At 70.7% G+C, this 18,986-nt stretch carries 17 protein-coding genes and 2 tRNA genes; 4 read left to right on the plus strand and 15 right to left on the minus strand.

Annotated features, from left to right (window positions below; genetic code table 11):
* From ACSIH6_RS34255 to ACSIH6_RS34275, 5 genes are all read right to left on the minus strand, one after another.
* The coding region (locus ACSIH6_RS34255; RefSeq protein WP_308210366.1) for a ClpX C4-type zinc finger protein at positions 1-170 on the minus strand (170 nt) is incomplete at its 3' end.
* 286 nt (positions 171-456) lie between these two features.
* Positions 457-1,116, minus strand: a complete 660-nt coding sequence (locus tag ACSIH6_RS34260; RefSeq protein WP_435112479.1) for an ATP-dependent Clp protease proteolytic subunit — start codon at positions 1,114-1,116, stop codon at positions 457-459.
* Positions 1,117-1,164: 48 nt separating this feature from the next.
* Positions 1,165-1,797 carry a ClpP family protease gene (locus tag ACSIH6_RS34265; RefSeq protein WP_435112480.1) on the minus strand — a complete coding sequence of 211 codons (633 nt, stop codon included), beginning with the start codon at positions 1,795-1,797 and terminating at the stop codon, positions 1,165-1,167.
* Positions 1,798-2,013: 216 nt separating this feature from the next.
* Complete coding sequence (gene tig / locus ACSIH6_RS34270) at positions 2,014-3,486, minus strand: trigger factor (RefSeq protein WP_435112481.1); 1,473 nt, start codon at positions 3,484-3,486, stop codon at positions 2,014-2,016.
* A gap of 226 nt (positions 3,487-3,712) precedes the next feature.
* Positions 3,713-3,787, minus strand: a tRNA-Pro gene (locus ACSIH6_RS34275).
* Positions 3,788-3,904: 117 nt separating this feature from the next.
* Here ACSIH6_RS34275 and ACSIH6_RS34280 point away from each other — a divergent pair.
* From ACSIH6_RS34280 to ACSIH6_RS34290, 3 genes are all read left to right on the plus strand, one after another.
* Positions 3,905-3,975: transfer RNA gene (locus ACSIH6_RS34280), tRNA-Gly, on the plus strand.
* Between the two features lie 758 nt (positions 3,976-4,733).
* Positions 4,734-5,237: an adenylyltransferase/cytidyltransferase family protein gene (locus tag ACSIH6_RS34285; RefSeq protein ID WP_435112482.1), complete on the plus strand. Its 504-nt coding sequence runs from the start codon at positions 4,734-4,736 to the stop codon at positions 5,235-5,237.
* Between the two features lie 171 nt (positions 5,238-5,408).
* Entirely contained in the window at positions 5,409-7,271 is a 1,863-nt protein-coding gene (locus tag ACSIH6_RS34290) for an ABC transporter ATP-binding protein (protein ID WP_435112507.1), read from the plus strand.
* A gap of 106 nt (positions 7,272-7,377) precedes the next feature.
* Here the strand turns inward: ACSIH6_RS34290 and ACSIH6_RS34295 are convergent, their stop codons facing one another.
* The 10 genes from ACSIH6_RS34295 to ACSIH6_RS34340 all read right to left on the minus strand — a co-directional run bounded on the left by ACSIH6_RS34295 (position 7,378) and on the right by ACSIH6_RS34340 (position 16,121).
* A complete protein-coding gene (locus ACSIH6_RS34295; RefSeq protein ID WP_435112483.1) occupies positions 7,378-7,989 on the minus strand; it encodes a (2Fe-2S) ferredoxin domain-containing protein in 612 nt (203 codons plus the stop codon).
* Between the two features lie 38 nt (positions 7,990-8,027).
* Positions 8,028-8,975, minus strand: coding sequence for a M23 family metallopeptidase (locus ACSIH6_RS34300; RefSeq protein ID WP_435112484.1), 948 nt, complete (start codon positions 8,973-8,975; stop codon positions 8,028-8,030).
* Between the two features lie 46 nt (positions 8,976-9,021).
* Complete coding sequence (locus ACSIH6_RS34305) at positions 9,022-9,264, minus strand: Rv0909 family putative TA system antitoxin (protein WP_435112485.1); 243 nt, start codon at positions 9,262-9,264, stop codon at positions 9,022-9,024.
* Between the two features lie 93 nt (positions 9,265-9,357).
* On the minus strand, positions 9,358-10,701 hold the full coding sequence (mgtE, locus tag ACSIH6_RS34310) for a magnesium transporter (RefSeq protein ID WP_435112486.1): 1,344 nt from the start codon (positions 10,699-10,701) through the stop codon (positions 9,358-9,360).
* 302 nt (positions 10,702-11,003) lie between these two features.
* Positions 11,004-12,107, minus strand: coding sequence for a PP2C family protein-serine/threonine phosphatase (locus ACSIH6_RS34315; RefSeq protein WP_435112488.1), 1,104 nt, complete (start codon positions 12,105-12,107; stop codon positions 11,004-11,006).
* Positions 12,108-12,683: 576 nt separating this feature from the next.
* A complete protein-coding gene (locus tag ACSIH6_RS34320; RefSeq protein WP_061083542.1) occupies positions 12,684-13,151 on the minus strand; it encodes a ribose-5-phosphate isomerase in 468 nt (155 codons plus the stop codon).
* Positions 13,152-13,236: 85 nt separating this feature from the next.
* Positions 13,237-13,386 carry a hypothetical protein gene (locus tag ACSIH6_RS34325; RefSeq protein ID WP_168444188.1) on the minus strand — a complete coding sequence of 50 codons (150 nt, stop codon included), beginning with the start codon at positions 13,384-13,386 and terminating at the stop codon, positions 13,237-13,239.
* A 188-nt stretch (positions 13,387-13,574) separates the two neighbouring features.
* Entirely contained in the window at positions 13,575-14,996 is a 1,422-nt protein-coding gene (locus ACSIH6_RS34330; RefSeq protein WP_435112489.1) for an aldehyde dehydrogenase family protein, read from the minus strand.
* A gap of 193 nt (positions 14,997-15,189) precedes the next feature.
* Positions 15,190-15,345 carry a hypothetical protein gene (locus tag ACSIH6_RS34335; protein ID WP_435112491.1) on the minus strand — a complete coding sequence of 52 codons (156 nt, stop codon included), beginning with the start codon at positions 15,343-15,345 and terminating at the stop codon, positions 15,190-15,192.
* A 140-nt stretch (positions 15,346-15,485) separates the two neighbouring features.
* Positions 15,486-16,121 carry a DsbA family oxidoreductase gene (locus ACSIH6_RS34340; protein WP_435112493.1) on the minus strand — a complete coding sequence of 212 codons (636 nt, stop codon included), beginning with the start codon at positions 16,119-16,121 and terminating at the stop codon, positions 15,486-15,488.
* A 213-nt stretch (positions 16,122-16,334) separates the two neighbouring features.
* Between ACSIH6_RS34340 and pepN the strand changes: the two genes are divergently transcribed.
* Positions 16,335-18,881: an aminopeptidase N gene (gene pepN / locus ACSIH6_RS34345; RefSeq protein ID WP_435112495.1), complete on the plus strand. Its 2,547-nt coding sequence runs from the start codon at positions 16,335-16,337 to the stop codon at positions 18,879-18,881.
* The last annotated feature ends 105 nt before the right edge of the window (positions 18,882-18,986 follow it).

The following is an 18,986-nucleotide window of genomic DNA, read 5'->3' on the forward strand; positions in this document are numbered from 1 at the left end:
GTGAGCTCGGTGGCGTCGGCGAGTTCCTCTTCGATGATCTCGTTGCACAGATCAATGCACTCATCGCAGATGTACACGCCGGGGCCGGCGATGAGCTTCTTCACCTGCTTCTGGCTCTTGCCGCAGAACGAGCACTTCAACAGGTCCCCGCCGTCGCCGATGCGTGCCACCCAGCCACTCCTCAAAACTAAGGCCGCCCCGTCGGTGCCGCTCGCGCGGGCAACCGCCCGGAAGTCGAAAATCTTCCGTGACCGTCCACAGCGGTGGTCACGGACGAGGCGATCTGTGTGTCGCTCTCCGTCAGACTAAGCGAAAAACCGGACCGGCTTCACCACCGGGCTCCCCCAGGCGGGTCATGGGCCGGTCCGGCCTGCGCTTCACCTCCGCCGGAACGCCCTGCCCCGGCGCCGCGTCCGCGCGCCCGGTCAGGCCGTCCGGCTGTGCCTCGACCCTGCTTCAGGACTTCAGGGAAGCCTTGCGGTAGGGCAGCACGAAGTCGATGATGCCGTAGTCCTTGGCCTCCTCGGCGGTGAGGATCTTGTCCCGCTCGATGTCCTTGGAGACCTGCTCGGCGGAGCGCCCGGTGTGGCGGGCCAGGGTGGTCTCCAGCTGCGTACGGATACGGGTGATCTCGTTCGCCTGGATCTCGATGTCGCTGGCCTGGCCGTGCATGCCCTCGGTCGCGGGCTGGTGGATCAGGATGCGGGCGTTGGGCAGCGCGCCGCGCTTGCCCGCCGTCCCGCCCGCGAGCAGGATCGCTGCGGCCGAGGCGGCCTGGCCGATGCACACCGTCTGGATGTCGGGGCGGACGAACTGCATCGTGTCGTAGATCGCCATGAGGGAGGTGAACGAGCCGCCCGGCGAGTTGATGTACATCTGGATGTCCCGCTCGGAGTCGAGCTGCTCCAGGGTGATGAGCTGGGCCATCAGGTCGTTGGCCGACGTGTCGTCGATCTGGACGCCGACGAAGATGATCCGCTCCTCGAAGAGCTTGTTGTACGGATTCATCTCCTTGACGCCGTAGGACGTCCGCTCCACGTAGGACGGCAGGACGTAGCGGCCCTGGGGGGCCATCGAGGCCGCGCCGCCGATGAGACTGGGGTTGAACTCGGTCATTTCACGCCTTCCACGCACTGCGCCGTTCCTGGGATGAGGTCCGACGGATCAACTCTGGGTTCGGCCCTGGGTCACGTCGAGGGTCCCTTCGAGGACCTCGTCGATGAAGCCGTACTCCTTGGACTCCTGGGCCGTGAACCAACGGTCGCGGTCGGCGTCCTTCTCGATCTGCTCGACCGTCTGGCCCGTGTGCTCGGAGATCTTCTCGATGAACATCTTCTTCACGTAGAGCAGCTGGTCGGCCAGGATGCGGATGTCGGAGGCGGTACCACCGATGCCGCCGGACGGCTGGTGCATCATGACGCGGGTGTGCGGCAGCGCGTAGCGCTTGCCCGGCGCCCCGGCGCACAGGAGCATCTGGCCCATGGACGCGGCCATACCGATACCCACGGTGCGCACGTCGTTGGGGATGTACTGCATGACGTCGTAGATCGCCATGCCCGAGGTCACGGAACCACCGGGCGAGTTGATGTACATGGTGATGTCCCGCTGGCGGTCCTCCGCGGACAGCAGCAGCAGCTCACCCACCAGACGGTTGGCGATCTCGTCATCGACCTGCTGGCCGAGGAAGACGATTCGCTGGCGCAACAGGCGCTGAGGCGTCTGCTCAAGCAAAGGGGAAATCTGCGTCTCCGACGTACGGGCGTCGAAACGCGGGGACTCTTCAAAGGTCGACGGCACTCTCGTCACCTGCTCCGGAATCGAAACGGTTGCGATACAGCGACACTAACGCCGCGCGGCACCGCGCTCGTCCGGTTCGCGCCCCTGTTCGCTTTGAGCGCAGGGTGGCACGGTCCCCGTACAGCACGTTCTTCCACAGGCGAACACGACGCGGGCCCCGCCCGACCCGGAGGTCGGACGGGGCCCGTACGCGCGAAGTCCGGGACTACCCGGGGCCTACTTGGCTTCGTCGGCCTTGGCCTCGTCAGCCTTGGCGTCGTCGGCCTTGGCCTCGGCGGTCTCGTCCGCGGTGTCGCTCTCGGCGGAGGCCTCGGCGTCGTCCTCGACGACCTCCAGGGCCTCACCGGCGGCGACGGCGGCGGCCTTGGCGGCCTCCTCCTCGGCGGTCTCCTGCTCGACGACGTTGCCGTCCTCGTCAGTGATCCGGGCGCCGGCCAGGACCAGGTCCATGGCCTTGCCGCGGACGACCTCGGTGAAGGCGACGCGGATCTGGTTGGACTCGACCAGGTGCTGGGCCAGCTGGTCCGGGCTCACGCCCATGCGCTGGGCCTGCTCGAAGACGTACTGGCTGAGCTCGCCCTGGTCGGCGCTCAGGTCCTCCTGGATGGCCAGCTGGTCGAGGATGAACCCGGCCTTGACCGCGGAGCGGGCGCCGGTGGTCAGCTCCTCGTCGAACTCCTCCTCGGTCTTCTCCTGCGACTCGAGGTAGGCCTCCTTGGTGAGACCGCTCTGCGCGAGCTGCTGCTCCAGGCTCTGGCGGCGGCGGGTGATCTCCTCCTCGACGACCGACTCGGGCAGCGGGATGTCGACGGAGTCGATCAGCTGCTCCAGGGCCTTGTCACGGGCGGCGGAGAGCTGCTGGAGACGGCGGACCTCGCCCATGCGGTTGCGCACGTCCGCGCGCAGCTCGTCGATGGTGTCGAACTCCGAGGCCAGCTGGGCGAACTCGTCGTCCAGCTCGGGCAGCTCCTTGACCTTCACGCTGTGCACGGTGACGGTGACGTCCGCCTCCTGGCCCTCGTGCTCACCACCGACGAGGGTGGTGGAGAAGGTGGCCTCGCCATCGGCCTCCATGCCGCGCAGGGTCTCGTCGAGGCCCTCCAGCATGGTGTTGGTGCCGACCTCGTAGGAGTAGCCGCTGACCGCGACGTCCTCGAGCTTCTCACCATCGATGGCGGCGGACAGGTCGATGGACAGGTGGTCGCCGTCCTCGACGGGGCGCTCCACGCCCACCAGGGTGGAGAAGCGCTCGCGCAGGGTGCCGATCTGCTCGTCGACCTGCTCGTCGGTCACCTCGGCGCTGTCAACGGTGACCTCGATGCCCTTGTAGTCCTCGACCTCGAACTTGGGGCGGACGTCGACCTCGGCCGTGAAGGCGAGCTCGTCGTTGTCCTCCAGCTTGGTGACCTCCACGTCGGGCTGGCCGAGCGCGAAGAGCTCCTCCTTCTGGATGGCTTCGTTGTAGAGCTCCGGAACGGCGTGGTTGACCGCTTCGCTGATCACCGCGCCGCGGCCGACGTAACGGTCGATCAGCCGCGCCGGCGCCTTGCCAGGGCGGAAGCCCTTGATCCGGACCTGCTTGGCGAGCGACTTGTAGGTCACGTCGAAAGCGTGATCGAGCTCCTCGAAGGGCACCTCGATGGTCAGCTTGACCCGGGTGGGGCTCAGCTCCTCGACATCGGTCTTCACGGGGCGGTACTCCTAGGTTTGCCGGCTGGTGTCCGCGTCGGCCCGCAGGCGCACCACACACAACGGCGAAAGGCACGCGCGCACCCCCGGGGTCTTGACGACCGCATCCAGCTGGGGTGCCCTGCGACGGGCTGGGACTTACAGTTTCCTGCTGATCGCACCAAGTCTAGGGCAGATAGACAGGGGGCCACGGCGCGCGGCCGGAGCCGCTGCCACGGTGGTTTCGTCGGGGTGGCGGGATTCGAACCCGCGGCCTCATGCTCCCAAAGCATGCGCGCTAACCAAGCTGCGCTACACCCCGTGTGCCGAACCAAGGATGGCACTCCTGAAAGGGGTGTGCGACCACGGCTCCGGAGACTGTAGTCTTGTCCCCGTCGGCTCCACGAGTCTAGAGGACGCTCGAAGTCTCCGGTGCCACGCGGGCGTAGTTCAATGGTAGAACACCAGCCTTCCAAGCTGGCCATGCGAGTTCGATTCTCGTCGCCCGCTCCGCTCGGGGCGAGCTGTGTGTCAGAGACACCGGCTCGCTTCGCCATTCCCCCCCCGGGGACGACCCCCGAACCCCCGCACACCGCTCGGGGCGAGCTGTGTGTCAGAGACACCGGCTCGCTTCGCCGTTTCCCCGGGGGACGACCCACCCCCCACCTTCCCCCCGCCCCGATTTCGGACGTTTCTGGCATTCCACAGGGCGGATTCTCCGGTGAGGTAGCTCACATCCACGGGCCACTCCCCCGTCCCGAAGTCGAACCGCGTTCGGCCGGTGCGCCCCGAGAAGGAATACCCGTCCCGAACGGATACGTTGACCTTTCGGGCAAGCCCGCGGGCGCGATCGGATCCGGGCGCCCTCAGGTCTGCCGAACGGGTGGTGGATTGACTTCTCTCCCAGCTGAAGCAGGGAGATTCTTCCCTCGCGGGTTGAGCTTTCTGCTTCGTAGCCGGTTGCCGACCCGAACTAACGGCGAGGGACGGGGTACCGCCCATCGGTCTTACACCAGCTCCCGCCCCTACTGTGTGGGCTTCGCCAGGATCACACAGCGGGGGCCCGACATCACTTCCCGCCAGCCCGGCGGTAGGCCGACCCGGACGTGGTTCTCGTCCGAGCCGACGCGGAGCAGGCTAGCACCGGTCCCAGCGTTGGTTCGCGGGTTCGGTGATCTGCCTGGGACGAACCACCGTTTCCCGTCTTGCTCCACAGGAGCCCGCTTCCTCCCTAGCCTAAAGGTCAGAGTTTCTTCGGAAGGATCCAGATGACGGACACGGAAGCGACGCAGGACCCCGGCACCGCGCTGAGCGCCCACTGGTTCGAGCGTCCCGAATCCCTGGTGCGACCGGCGGTCGTCACCGGGGCCTTCGACGTCCTGCACGTCGGACACGTCCGCTTCCTCCAGTCCATCGCCGACCGGGGGCTGCCCCTCGTGGTGGGTGTGGAGTCCGACGCGCGCGTGCACGCCTGGAAGGGCCCGGGACGCCCCGTGAACCCCGCGGAGGAGCGGGCCGAGACCGTGGCCGCTCTGGCCTGCGTCACCGGCTCGTTCGTCATCGAGGGGCCGCCCGAGGTCGCCGACTGGGCCTCCTACGCCGATGTCCTGCGCCCCCTGGCCCCCGCCGCCCTGGCCTACACCGCGGGGGACCGCTACACCCAGGCCAAGATCCGCGGCGCCGACGCGCTCGGCGCACAGGCCTGGGAGCTGCCCTTCACCCCCGGCCGGTCCACCACCGCGGCTCTGGGCCGCCTCGCCCACTCCCTCTAGTACCGCCAGAACGCCCCCACCCGGCCCGTCGCGACGGCCGACGGCTCCGTCCTCCCCCGTACCCGTCCGGGTCCCTCTCCGTGCGCCCACGCGGCCTGGGAAGCGGTGCACACGCACCGGTGTTGACGCTTGCGTGGCGAATAGGCAAGCAGAACGAGGCTGTTCATGACAATGATGTCCGGCAGGCCCTCCTACAGGGCCCTGGTCAACGACGGGAGCGCTAAGGGGCAGTCACTGCCCCCCGGAATCACCCGGCGCATCATCTCCTACGCCCGCCCGCACTGGCGGGTGATCCTGTGCTTCCTGCTGGTGACGACGGTCGGCGCCGGGATCGTGGTCGCCAACCCGCTGCTGCTCAAGGCCATCATCGACCGCGGCATCCTGACCGGGAACACCGCGCTGGTGGTGTGGCTGGCGCTCGCCGCGGCGGGGCTGGCTGTGCTGGAGAGCGGGCTGACCCTGCTCGGCAGGTGGCTGTCCTCCCGGATCGGCGAGGGGGTCATCTACCAGTTGCGCACGCAGGTGTTCACCCACGTGCAGCGGATGCCGGTGGCCTTCTTCACCCGTACGCAGACGGGCTCGCTGATCAGCCGCCTGAACACGGATGTGGTGGGCGCGCAGCGGGCGATCACCTCGGTCCTGCAATCGGTGGTGTCCAACCTGGTCAGCGCGACCGCGGTGATCGTGACGATGCTCGCCCTGTCGTGGCAGGTGACGCTGATCGCGCTGGTCCTGGTCCCGCTGTTCGTGGTCCCCGCCAAGGTGATCGGGCGGCGACTGGCGCACATCTCCCGCGACGCGATGGACACCAACGCGGACATGAGCTCGCTGATGACCGAGCGGTTCAACGTCGGCGGGGCGATGCTGGTCAAGCTGTACGGACGCCCCGAGGAGGAGTCGGCGGGCTTCGCCCGGCGCGCGGCGCGGGTCCGGGAACTGGGCGTCCGCCAGGCGGTGTTCGGCTCGCTGCTGTTCAGCCTGCTGGGCCTGATCACCGCGCTGGCGATGGCGATGGTCTACGGGGTCGGCGGTGTGCTGGCGATCGACGGGGCCTTCGAGGTGGGCACGCTGGTGGCGCTGACCACCCTGCTCGCCCGCCTGTACGGCCCGGTGACGACGCTGTCCAACGTGCACGTGGAGATCATGACCGCGCTGGTCTCCTTCGACCGGGTCTTCGAGGTGCTGGACCTGGAACCGGGCATCAAGGAGAGCCCCGACGCCCGGGCCCTGCCCGGGGGGCGGCTGGGCGTGGAGTTCGACAACGTGTCGTTCCGCTACCCGGGGGCGAAGGAGACGTCGGTGGCGTCGCTGGAGCTGACGCCGCAGGCGTCGGTGGACGAGGACACCCAGGTGCTGAGCGGGGTGTCGTTCCGTGCGGAGCCGGGGACGATGGTGGCCCTGGTGGGGCCGTCCGGCGCGGGCAAGACGACGCTGACGCACCTGGTGTCGCGCCTGTACGACCCGACCGAGGGCCGTGTGCTCATGGGCGGGCTGGACCTGCGCGAGGCGACCGGCGACTCACTGCGCGAGGCGGTCGGCGTGGTCACCCAGGACGCGCAGCTGTTCCACGACACGGTGGGGGCGAACCTGCGGTACGCCCGGCCGGAGGCGACCGACGCCGAACTGGAGGAGGTGCTGCGGATGGCACGGCTGGGCACCCTCCTGGACCAGCTGCCCAACGGGCTGGACACGATGGTCGGCGACCGCGGGTACCGGCTGTCCGGCGGTGAGAAGCAGCGGCTGGCGATCGCGCGACTGCTGCTGAAGGCGCCGTCGGTGGTGGTGCTGGACGAGGCGACGGCCCACCTGGACTCCGGGTCCGAGGCGGCCGTGCAGGAGGCGCTGTCCGTGGCGCTGGAGGGGCGGACCTCGCTGGTGATCGCGCACCGGCTGGCGACGGTGCGCGAGGCGGACCAGATCCTGGTGCTGGAGGACGGCCGGATCCTGGAGCGCGGCACGCACGACGAGCTGCTGGACCAGGGCGGGCTGTACACGGCGCTGTACCGGACCCAGTTCGCGCCGCAGAGCCGTTAGCACCCGTGCCGGGGAACGACCCGGTGGGACGGTTTCCGGCACGGCCTGGTCGGCCGTCCGCCGGGAGCCTCTCCGGCGCCGTGGCGCGGCCGCCGGGGACTCCGAGTCAGTCCTTGCCGGACCTGCCGCCCTTCCCGTCCTTCGTGGACTTCCCCGCCTTGGCCCTCTTGCCGTCCTCCTTGTCCTTCTTGTCCTTCTTCTTCCCGCCGTCCTTCTTGGACTTCTTGTCCTTCTTCTTCCCCGCCTTCCCGCCGCCCTTGCCCGGAGGGACGGCGTCCCCGCGCTTCTCCTTCTTGCGTTCCTTCTTGGCCGCTTTGGAGTGCTTGGGCTTCTTGCGCTTCTTCTGCTTCTTGGCGTCCTTGGAGGTCACGTGGTCGGCCAGGACCGCGGGCAGCGGGGCGATGCCGGGCCCGCCCTCGAAGATCCAGTCGTCGACGGCCTCGACCAGCTTGTCCTCGGTGACCTCCCCCAGCCACACCGGGCGGCCTCCGGCGGCCCGCCCCGCCGAGGACGGCTGGACGACCACCACGTTGGCCTGGAAGCAGATGCCCAGGCACTTGCTGGTGCGGACGGGAACGCTTCGGCCGGAGTGGTCGTCGATGGCCCTGAGGCGGGCGAGCTGGGCCTTGTGGTCCACCCCGGGGACCTTCTTCTTGGTACCGCAGCAGCAGCCCCGGCACACCGTGAGCTGGCAGGGACGTCCTTCGACCGTGTCCACACCTCTCCCTCCGCGCTCTCGCCGGACCGCATGAACCGTTAGGTTCGCCTTACCTCATCAGGGTAATCCGTCGTCGGAACCGCCTGACCAGCGGGTACGCCACCGGAACCGACCTCCTCCACCGGCACGCCCACGTGTCCGGGTCCGGCGACCACCACGGGCCGCCAGGTCTCGGGCAGCCCCGCTCCGCCGTCCCCGCCGTTCCACCCCGGCGCCCACACGAACGGCAGCCCGGCGGCGAACACCGGCCCCGGGCGGTCCATGAGCTGCACCCGCACCTGGGGCTCGGTGCAGGCGCCGGAGTTCCCGCAGCGGGCCACCGTCTGACCGGCCCGGACGCGGTCGCCCCGGCGGACCTCCAGCGATCCGCGCTCCAGGTGGCCCAGGAGTACGTAGGCGCCGCCCACGTCGATCACCAGGTGGTTGCCGAGCGGTCCGGCCGGACCGCGCAGCTCCCGCAGCGTGTTCTCCACGACCGAGCCGAACAGCCACGGCCAGGAGTTGCGGCTGCGGTGGTCGCGCTGGCGCCCGTGCGCGGTCACCACCGTTCCGTCGGCGGGGGCGTACACGGGCTGGCCGAAGGCCGGGAAGTCGCCCGGCGGGCGGCTGAGCGGCCGCCAGCCGATGTCGGGGCGGGCGCCCGCGCCGGGTTCGGCGACCAGGCCGAGCGCGTGGGTCTGCCCGTAGGCGTGGCTGCCCTGGCTCGGCACGTTGTCCACGGGGCTGGTGAGCGCCATCCACCTGCCCCGCACCGGCGGCTCCAGCACCCTGGGCTCGCACCGCACGGTGCCCAGGCGCAGGTACACGGCCAGCGCGGCGGCGAACAGCGTGCCGCCCGCCCACCAGGAGAGGCCGAGGTAACCGGCGAGGAGGGCGAGGGTGGCCACCCACATCAGCGGCATGCGGACCCTGGCGAGCAGCAGCGGCCAGCGGGGGACGGAGCGGCCGGAGGGGGCCGGGGAGCGGCGCGGGGCGGGTGAGGGCATCCCTCATTGTGGACGCCCCGCCCGCCCCGGTCGAAGACGGGTCGCGTTACCTTCGGTTCTCCCCGTCCCCCCGGACCTCCCCGTCCTGCCGGGTCTCCCCGTCCCTGCGAGCGCGCTTGCGCAGGTACTCCGTCGCGGCTCCGGCGCCCCGGTCGATCCTGTCGTCGTGGGCGCCACCGGTGGCCTTCTTCGCGGCTCTGGCGGCCTTGCCCACCAGGCCCTGGGCCTGTTCGGCGTTGTCGTCGACGGCCTTCTTCAGCCGTTTGAACGCATCTCCGGTACCGGACATGGAATCCTCCCTCGATCCGTCCTGCCCTGTCGCGATACCCGGTTCCCGCCCCGTTCATGCCGGTGTGGCGTCCGGTGTCGGCGCGGGGCCAGGTCAGACACCCAGGACCACGGTGGCGATGGAGAAGTAGATGAGCAGGCCCGTGGCGTCCACGATGGTGGTCACCATCGGCGAGGACACCACCGCCGGGTCCACGCCCACCTTGCGGGCGAACAGCGGCATGGACGAGCCGATGACCGCCGCCCACGTGCACACCGCGATCACCGAGCACGCCACCACCACGGCGACGTCCACGCCCACCAGCAGGGAGCCGATGCCCAGGGCCAGCGCGGCGAGGAGGAGTCCCAGCAGCAGGCCGACCCGGGCCTCCTTCCAGATCACCGACGGCAGGTCGCGCACCCGGACCTCACCGACGGCGAGGGCGCGCACGATCGCGGTGGCCGACTGGGCGCCGACGTTGCCGCCCGTGCCGATGAGCATCGGCACGAACAGGGCCAGGGCGGTGACCGCCTCCAGGGCCGACTCGAAGGCCTGCATCACGTTGACCGTGAGCGTGGCCGCCACGATGAGCAGCATCAGCCACACCGAGCGCGCACCGACCAGGCGCAGCACGCCGACGGACACGTAGTGCTCGCTGACCGGGTTCGCCCCGGACTGGAGGGCCATGTCCTCGGAGTCGGCGGCCTCGATGACCTCCAGGGCGTCGTCGAAGGTCAGCAGACCCACGAAGCGCTCCTCGGAGTCCACCACCGCCAGGGCGACCAGGTTGGCCTCCTGCATCAGGCGGGCGGCGTCCTCGACCGGCTCCGTGGCGCGCACGCGCGGCGCGAACACGTCCACGATGTCCTTGATCAGTCGTTCGTCGTCGCTGACCACCAGGTCGCCCAGCGTCACCGTCCCGACCATGCGGCGGCCGTCGCTGACCACCGGCAGGGTGTAGATGGTCTCGGCGTCTGCCCCCCTCGCGCGCACGACCTCAAGGGCGCGGCCCACCGCGAGGTCGCGGTGCAGGATGACCGTCTCGGGGGTCATGTACCGGCCGACGGAGTCCTCGGGGTAGCCCAGCAGGGCGGCGGTCATCCTGCGTTCGGCGGGGCTGAGCCCGGCCAGGGCGCGGGTGGCGATCTTGGCGGGCGCCTCGCCGATGAGGCGGGCCCGGTCGTCCGGGTCCATCTCCTCCAGGATCTCGTGGAAGGCCGTGTCGCGCAGTCCGAGCAGGATGGACTGCTGCTGGCCCGGGTCGAGTTCCTCGAAGACCTCCAGCTCGCGATCCTTGTCCAGGAGCCGGAAGGGGATGATCGCCTCGCCGCCGTCCATGCGGGAGAGTTCGTCGGCGATCTCGTAGGGCCTGTGTTCGGCCAACCAGAGCCGGATACCGGTCAGGTCGTTGTTCTCGACCAGATCGATCAGTTCTTCAGCGCGCTCGCCTTCTGACATGCGAAGCACCCCCTCGCATTCTTCTGCGCCCGGTGGGAAGCACCACGGACGGCACCGGATCCTGGGAAAAGCGGTGGGCCGGTGGTTCCACGGCCCCGCTCCGGTCCCGTCGTCACTGGTGTGGTGAACCGTGCGTCGGGTGGGTCTCCGGGGGCGGAAAAAGGCGGGCACGGTGATCCGGGGACGTGTACGGTCTGACCGCCGTACGCGGGACGGGGAGCACTCCGACCTTACCCGGCGGAGCGGTCTGGGAGCACACCGGACGATTCCTCACACCCCAGAAGCGACCGACGGGCGGCGGGTCAGTCGCGCCAGAGGACGACCAGGGCGCAGTCGTCGTTCTTGTCCTTGCTGAGGGTGTCCACGATCTCGTCCGCTCCGGTGGCGAAACCGCGCGGGACGAGCTGCTCGGCCGCGCCGAGGAGACGGTCGATCCCGGCGTCGAGGTCCTCGCCCGGGGTCTCGATGAGGCCGTCGGTGCAGAGCATGATGGCGTCACCGGGCCGGAGCCTGCCCTCGACGGAGGTGTAGGTCATCTCGGGGATGACCCCGAGGACCACGCCCTTGGCCTCGGTGGTGCTCCACAACCCGCCGCCGCTGTCGTAGTGCAGCGCGGGCGGGTGTCCGGCGGAGGCGATCTGGTACTCGCCGGTGTCCAGGTCCACGCTCAGGTGCACGGCGGTGACGAAGCCCTCACCACCGCTGTTGCGCATGAGGTAGTCGTTGCAGTGGGCCAGGAAGTCGCGGGTGGGGACGGCCCCGATCAGGCCGCTGAAGGCGCCGGAGAGCAGCAGGGCCCGGGTTCCGGCGTCCACACCCTTGCCGGAGACGTCCACCACGGCCACGTCCAGCCGGTTCTCCCTGCGGATGGAGACGACGAAGTCACCGCCGAAGGACGAGCCGCCCGCCTGGCGAAGGACCGCGGTGTGCCCCCAGCCCTCGGGCAGCCGGGGCAGCCTGCCCTGGCGGCGCAGGCGGTCGCGCAGGTCCAGCAGCATCATCTCGCCGCTGAGCCCCTGGACGCCGAGGCGCTCGCGCACCCCCGACAGCAGGTAGGACAGCACCGCGGTGACGCCGATGGTGACCAGCAGGCCGGGGCCCACCTGGCCGAAGTCGAGCATGAAGGCGACGAAGACCAGGACGGCGGCGACCACGGCCAGCAGGAAGGCCAGGCTCTTGCGCTTGAGGAGGAGGCCGCCCGCGAGGACGGTGAGGATGGTGGAGCTGGGCGGGAACCAGCCGGTGGGCCCCCACACGGCGCCGACGCCGATGCCGACGGCCAGGGCGACGAGGGTGATCAGGACGAGCCGGTAGCGGAACAGCACCTTGCGCCGGAGCACCGCGACGAGCCGCTGCGCGGTGGAGCGCAGTAGCCGGGTGGTCTTGGCGGTCGGTGTGGGCTTCATGTGTCCCCTGCGTTGCACACCCGCTCACCAGCGGGGGTTCGGTTCTCGGACGGCACGGTCGGATGGGCGCGGGGGCCGCGTCGCCGCCGGGGGCCGGCGTACGGGGCGGTGTGGGGCACGCCCTGGCCGTGGTTGCCGGAGGTGCCGACCGGAGGGCACCGCCGCGCCGCGGGCAGTGAGGCCCGCAACTGTGCACGAACTGTAGCGCGGGGGGTGTCGCCGTGGCACGTGCAACCAGCAGTGTTCTCCACCCAAACCGAGGATTTGGGTTCAGCCGATAACCGAGCGTGTGGATTCGGGCATCGTCCCGGCGTCCGAAAACCGTTCTGTAAGCCGGGATGTCCACCCCTCTCGGACGCTCCCGCGTGGCCGGGCCCCGCCGCCGGTCGCTCCGCGCGTACGGACGCCCCCGCGCGAGGCCTTCCGGCGCCGCGCGGGAGGCGGTTCAGGCGCCCACGGGGTTCTGGAGGTGCTGGAGGTGAGACTGCAAGTCAGTCTGCGCCGTAGGCGTCCGTTGAGGGCGGTGGCGGGCGACGGGCGAGCCAAAGCGGAGCGGCGGTCCCCAAAAAACACTGCTTAGGGAAGCGGGGGGAGCTCGCCGGTCTCCTCGTAGGCCGTCAGCATCGCGATGCGGCGGGTGTGCCGGTCCTCGTCGCTGTACGGGGTGGCGAGGAAGACCTCCACGAACCGGGTGGCCTCCTGCTCGGAGTGCATCCTGGCGCCGAGACTGAGCACGTTGGCGTCGTTGTGCTCACGCGCCAGGCGGGCGGTGTCCTCGCTCCAGGCCAGGGCCGCGCGCACGCCCCTGACCTTGTTCGCGGCGATCTGCTCGCCGTTGCCGGAGCCACCGATGACGACGCCCAGGGCGCCCTTGTCGGAGGCGGCCCCCTCGGCCGCGCGCAGCACGAAGGGCGGGTAGTCGTCCGCGGCGTCGTAGGCGGCGGGCCCGGCGTCGACGACGTCGTGGCCCTGCTCCCTCAGCCAGGAGACGAGGTGTTCTTTGAGCTCGTAGCCCGCATGATCTGATCCAAGGTAAACACGCACGGGTCCAGTCTGGCAGGTCACGGCGGTGACAAGCGCAGCGCCCCGCTCGCTGGGGCGAGGCGGGGCGCGGTGGTACTCGTGTCCCTCAGAGGGAGCCGGAGGCCGCAGCGGCGACACTCAGCCCGAGGACGGCGAAGAGGGCCATCGAGCCGATGGCGATCACGTTGTAGAGGACGATCGCCTTGAGGTCCTTACCGATCGGACCTGCCTTGGAGACCGCGGGCTTCTTGCTCAACTTCCACCTCGTTAGGGTTCGACCAGGGATATCCCGTCGGAAATTTTTCCACACCACACAACGTGGTTCTCACCGGGGCCGATTCCATGCGAGGGGCCGCGGGGACCGTGAGTCCGCGCACACCCGTCGACGGCCCCGCGGTACCGGGGCGTGCGCCGGGTCCCGCGGAGCCCGGCGCACGCTCGGCGTCACAGCTGGAGGGCCTTGACCTCGCAGAACTCCTCCAGGCCGTGGGCGCCCCACTCGCGGCCGTTGCCGGAGCGCTTGTAGCCGCCGAAGGGGGCGCGCGGGTTGAGGGCGCCGCCGTTGACCTCCACCTGTCCGGCCCGCAGGCGCCGGGCGACGGCCAGTCCCTGCTCGGGGTCGCCGGACCACACCGCGGCGTTGAGCCCGTACACGGTGTCGTTGGCGATGGCGACCGCCTCCTCCTCCGTGTCGTAGGGGATCAGGACCAGCACCGGGCCGAAGATCTCCTCCTGGGCGATGCGCATGTCGTTGCTCACGTCGGCGAAGACCGTCGGGCTGACGTAGTAGCCGTTCGCGCGGCCCTCGACCGGTTCGGGGCCGCCGGTGACCAGGCGGGCGCCCTCCTCCACGCCGAGCGTGAGGTAGGAGCGGACCCGCTCCAACTGGTCGGCGGAGACCAGCGGGCCCATGCGGGTGGCCTCGTCCCCGGGGTCGCCGGGCGCGTACTTGGCGGCGGACTCGGCGGCCAGGGCGACCGCCTCCTCGTAGGAGTCGCGGTGCACCAGCATGCGGGTGAGCGCGTTGCAGCTCTGACCGGTGTTGCGCATGACGTCGGCGACACCGCGCTTGACCGCCTTGGCCAGGTCGGCTCCGGGCAGGATGACGTTGGGAGACTTGCCGCCCAGCTCCAGGGCGACCTTCTTGACGGTCTCCGCGGCGACCTGGCTGACCCGGGTCCCGGCGCGCGTGGAGCCGGTGAAGGAGACCATGTCCACGCGGGGGTGCGCGGCGATGGCCTCGCCGACGACCGGGCCGGTGCCCGACACCAGGTTGAACACGCCCGCGGGCAGGCCCGCCTCGTGGAACACCTCGGTGAGGGCGTAGGCGCTGAGCGGGGCGACCTCGCTGGGCTTGAGGACGACGGTGTTGCCCGCGAGGAGGGCGGGGACGACCTTGAGCACGATCTGGTGAAGCGGGTAGTTCCACGGGGTGATGGCGCCGACCACACCGACGGGCTCGCGCACGATGAGCGAGTTGCCCACCCTCTCGCCGCCGAAGTAGCGCTCCCCGGTCTCCTCGACCAGGTCGATGTAGGTCTGGAACATGAGGGCGGGCAGGCCCGCCTGGACCTTGCGGGCGAACACCGTGGGAGCGCCCATGTCCCGGGTGAGCTCCGCGGCGATGTCGTCGATGCGGGCGTTGAACAGCTCCAGGGCCTTGGCCAGGTGGGTCACGCGCTGCCCGGGCGTGAGGGTGGACCAGGCGGGGAGGGCCGCCGCTGCCGCCGCGACCGCGGCGTCGACGTCCTCGGCCGCCCCGGCCGGAACGGTGTCTATGACCTGCTCGGTCGCCGGGTTGACCACGTCCAGTGCCTCACTGGAGGCGGAGTCGCGCCAGGCGCCGTCGATGTAGAGGGATCGCATGGCCCCACTGTCGCAGAACGGGATTCGGGTTGACCAGCCCGGGACGCCGGGCCGGTGCTTTCCCCGATGCGGGGGCGGCGGCCTCCCGCCCCGCCCGCGGGGGGCGCCTGGTCAGCTCCGGTGGGAGGGAGCCTGGTCTCGGCTCCGCCGCGGGCCCCGGAGGGGCCGACCGTCGGGTCGGCGGCGCGACCGGTCAGCCCCAGTGCGGGGGGCGCTCGGAGAGGAGGCGCGCGGTGGAGTCGTCGTCGGAGTCACCCCAGCCGGGGCCCCTCTCGTCGCCGGTGGTGTCGGGCAGGATGTCGATGTCGTCGAGGAAGTCGACCCTGCGCTCGTCGTCGGGTCCGGACACGGTCCCCCGCCCCCTTCGCGTTCGTCGCGGCGGGCCCCTGCCCGCCGCCGGTGTTCGTCTCCAGTGTGCACCCGTCCCGGCGCGCCGCGGCTGTCCGCCCCGCCGGGACGGGGCCGTGGCCCCGTTCCGGCGGGCGCGGGTCAGTCGAAGACGGGATTCCGGGTGCGGGTCCGCTTGAGCTCGAAGAACCCGTCGGTCCCGGCGACCAGGAGGACGCCGTCCCAGAGCTTCCCGGCCGCCTCGCCGCGCGGGATCGGCGTGACGACCGGCCCGAAGAAGGCGGTGTCGGCGACCTGGACGACGGGGGTGCCCACGTCCTCACCGACCAGCTTCATCGCCTCGGCGTGCGAGGCGCGCAGGGCCTCGTCGTACTCGGTGGACGCGCCCGCCTCGGCCAGGTCCTCAGGCAGCCCGACCTCGGCCAGCGCCGCGCGGACCGTGTCCGTGGTACGCGGCTCGCCGCCGTTGTGGAAGCGGGTGCCCAGGGCCGTGTACAGGCCGCCCAGGACCTCGGGGCCGAAGCGCTGCTCGGCGGCGACGCACACCCGCACCGCCTCCCAGGACCTGTCGATGCTCTCGCGGTACTCCTCGGGCAGGTCGCGTCCCTCGTTGAGCACGCCCAGGCTCATCACGTGCCAGCGCACGCGGACCGGTCGGACCTTCTCCACCTCGACGAGCCAGCGCGAGGTGATCCAGGCCCACGGGCACGCGGGGTCGAACCACATGTCCGCGTGGACGGTCTCCTGCCCGTCGCCGGAGTCGGGGGTCTGCGTCATCGCTGCTCCTCGGATCGCGAAAAGGTGTGCACACTTCGGGTCGTAGGAGTGCAACCCCGGTTATCGGTTGCGCATTCCGTCCCGGCGCGTGGCAGGATCGAGGCGAGTGGAAGACGACCTCCGGCCCCGACGACGCTCCACCCCAGGCGGCGGACTCGCCGTGGTCGGCAACGATCCGGCCGGCGACGACGGCGGCCGTGGAGGGAGCGTGGCGTGGCAGGGAACCTGACACGGGACGAGGCTCGTGAGCGGGCGCGGATTCTCAGCGTCGACTCCTACGCCGTGGAGCTGGACCTGACCACCGGTGTCGAGACCTTCAGGTCCACCACCGTGATCCGGTTCTCCAGTTCGGAGCCCGGGGCGCGGACGTTCGTCGAGCTGGCCGCCCCCGCGATCCGCACGGCGACGCTGAACGGCGCCGAACTGGACGCGGCCGAGCTGTTCGACGGCGAGCGCCTCGTCCTCCCGGAGGTGGCCGCGGACAACGAGCTGACGGTCGTCGCCGACGCCGCGTACATGCGCACCGGCGAGGGCCTGCACCGGTTCGTGGACCCGGTCGACGACTCGGTGTACCTGTACACCCAGTTCGAGACGGCCGACGCGCACCGCATGTTCGCGTGCTTCGACCAGCCCGACCTCAAGGCGACCTTCGAGCTGACGGTGTTCGCTCCCCCCTCGTGGGAGGTCGTGTCCAACAGCGCGCCCGACGTGGAGCGCGAGGCCGCGGGCGAGGAGCGGGTGCGCTGGCACTTCCCGGCCACGCCGGTGATGTCCACCTACATCACCGCGCTGATCGCGGGTCCCTACCACGTGGTGCGCGACGAGCACGACGGCATCCCGCTGGGCCTGTACTGCCGCGCCTCGCTGGCCGAGCACCTGGACTCCGACGCCCTGTTCGAGGTCACCAAGCAGGGCTTCGACTTCTTCCACGGCCTGTTCGACCTGCGCTACCCGTTCGGCAAGTACGACCAGCTGTTCGTGCCCGAGTTCAACGCGGGCGCCATGGAGAACGCGGGCGCGGTCACGTTCCTGGAGGACTACGTCTTCCGTTCAAGGGTCACCGACGCCCGCTACGAGCGCCGCGCCGAGACGATCCTGCACGAGATGGCGCACATGTGGTTCGGCGACCTGGTCACCATGCGCTGGTGGGACGACCTGTGGCTGAACGAGTCGTTCGCGACCTACGCCAGCGTGTACTGCCAGGCCAACGCCACCAAGTGGACCGACGCCTGGACGACGTTCGCGAACGTGGAGAAGAGCTGGGCGCTGCGCCAGGACCAGCTGCCCTCCACCCACCCGGTGGCCGCCGACATGGTCGACATCCAGGCGGTCGAGGTCAACTTCGACGGCATCACCTACGCCAAGGGCGCCTCGGTGCTCAAGCAGCTCGCGGCGTACGTGGGCGTGGACGCGTTCTTCGCGGGCGTGCGCGCCTACTTCAAGGAGAACGCGTTCGGCAACACCGAGCTGCGGGACCTGCTCAAGCACCTGGAGGCCGCCTCGGGCCGCGACCTGTCGGGCTGGTCGCGCGACTGGCTGGAGACCACGGGCGTCAACACGATGCGCCCGGAGTTCGAGGTGGACGCCGAGGGCCGCTTCACCTCGTTCACCGTGCTCCAGGAGGCCCCGGCCGACCACCCGACGCTGCGCTCGCACCGTCTGGCGATCGGCCTGTACGACCGCACCGACGAGGGCGTCGTGCGCCGTGAGCGCGTGGAGCTGGACGTGCGCGGCGAGCGCACCGAGGTGCCGGAGCTGGTCGGCCGGGTCCGGCCGGACCTGGTCCTGATCAACGACGACGACCTGACCTTCACCAAGGTCCGCCTGGACGAGCGCTCCCTGCGCACCGTGGTGGAGGGCGTCGGCGAGATCCGCGAGTCCCTGCCCCGCGCGCTGGCCTTCGGCGCCGCCTGGGACATGACCCGCGACGGCGAGATGGCCGCCCGCGACTACGTCTCCCTGGTCATCTCCGGGATCAGCGGCGTGAACGACGTCATGGTCGCCCAGACCCTGCTGCGCCAGGCCAACGCGGCGCTGCACATGTACGCCGACCCGGCGTGGCGCCCGTTCGGCTTCGAACAGCTCTCCGACCGGTTGCGCGAGCTGCTGACCGCGGCCGAGCCGGGTGGCGACCTCCAGCTGGCCTACGCCAACGCGCTGGCCGCCTCGGCGGTGAGCGACGCCCACCTGTCCCTGGTCCAGGGCCTGCTGGACGGCGCGATCACCGTGGACGGGCTGGTCGTGGACACCGACCTGCGGTGGACGCTGCTGCGCCGCCTGGTCGCGACGGGCAAGGCCGGGGAGGCGGAGATCGCCGCCGAGCTGGAGCGCGACGCCACGGCGACCGGGCAGCGCAACGCCGCCGGGGCCCGGGCCGCGGTCCCCACCGCCGAGGCCAAGGCCGCGGCGTGGGAGCGGATCGTGGGCGAGGAGCTGGCCAACGCCGAGTTCCGCGCGGTCCTGCTGGGCTTCACCGAGCCGGGCCAGGCCGAGCTGTACCGGCCGTACGTGGAGAGGTACTTCGCGCAGCTGGGCCCGGCCTGGGAGAAGTGGACGGGCGAGTTCGCGCAGACCTTCGCCGAGGTGGTGTACCCGAGCGGTCTGGTGGAGGAGGCGACGCTGGAGCGCACGGACGCCTACATCGCCGAGTCCGACCCGGCCCCGGCGCTGCGCCGCCTGCTGGTCGAGGGCCGCGCGGGAGTGGAGCGGGCCCTGCGTGCCCGGGCCACCGACATCGCCGCGGGAGAGCGCCAGGAGTAGGACGGGGAAGCGGCGCGCCCGCTCCGCCGTCGCAGGCGAGGCGGGCGCGCCCGTGTGTTCGGCCCCGGCCGTGCGGGCCGCTCCCGGGTGAAGGCCAGGGATCGC

The sequence above is a fragment of the Nocardiopsis synnemataformans genome, from assembly GCF_965343085.1.
Lineage (GTDB): Bacteria > Actinomycetota > Actinomycetes > Streptosporangiales > Streptosporangiaceae > Nocardiopsis > Nocardiopsis alborubida.

Bases quoted from the DNA above. Each gene is read 5' to 3' on its own strand.
- ACSIH6_RS34260 (WP_435112479.1), bottom strand. From the start codon at position 1,116: ATGACCGAGTTCAACCCCAGTCTCATCGGCGGCGCGGCCTCGATGGCC.
- ACSIH6_RS34285 (WP_435112482.1), top strand. From the start codon at position 4,734: ATGACGGACACGGAAGCGACGCAGGACCCCGGCACCGCGCTGAGCGCC.
- ACSIH6_RS34290 (WP_435112507.1), top strand. From the start codon at position 5,409: ATGATGTCCGGCAGGCCCTCCTACAGGGCCCTGGTCAACGACGGGAGC.
- ACSIH6_RS34300 (WP_435112484.1), bottom strand. From the start codon at position 8,975: ATGCCCTCACCCGCCCCGCGCCGCTCCCCGGCCCCCTCCGGCCGCTCC.
- ACSIH6_RS34305 (WP_435112485.1), bottom strand. From the start codon at position 9,264: ATGTCCGGTACCGGAGATGCGTTCAAACGGCTGAAGAAGGCCGTCGAC.
- mgtE (WP_435112486.1), bottom strand. From the start codon at position 10,701: ATGTCAGAAGGCGAGCGCGCTGAAGAACTGATCGATCTGGTCGAGAAC.
- ACSIH6_RS34315 (WP_435112488.1), bottom strand. From the start codon at position 12,107: ATGAAGCCCACACCGACCGCCAAGACCACCCGGCTACTGCGCTCCACC.
- ACSIH6_RS34330 (WP_435112489.1), bottom strand. From the start codon at position 14,996: ATGCGATCCCTCTACATCGACGGCGCCTGGCGCGACTCCGCCTCCAGT.
- ACSIH6_RS34340 (WP_435112493.1), bottom strand. From the start codon at position 16,121: ATGACGCAGACCCCCGACTCCGGCGACGGGCAGGAGACCGTCCACGCG.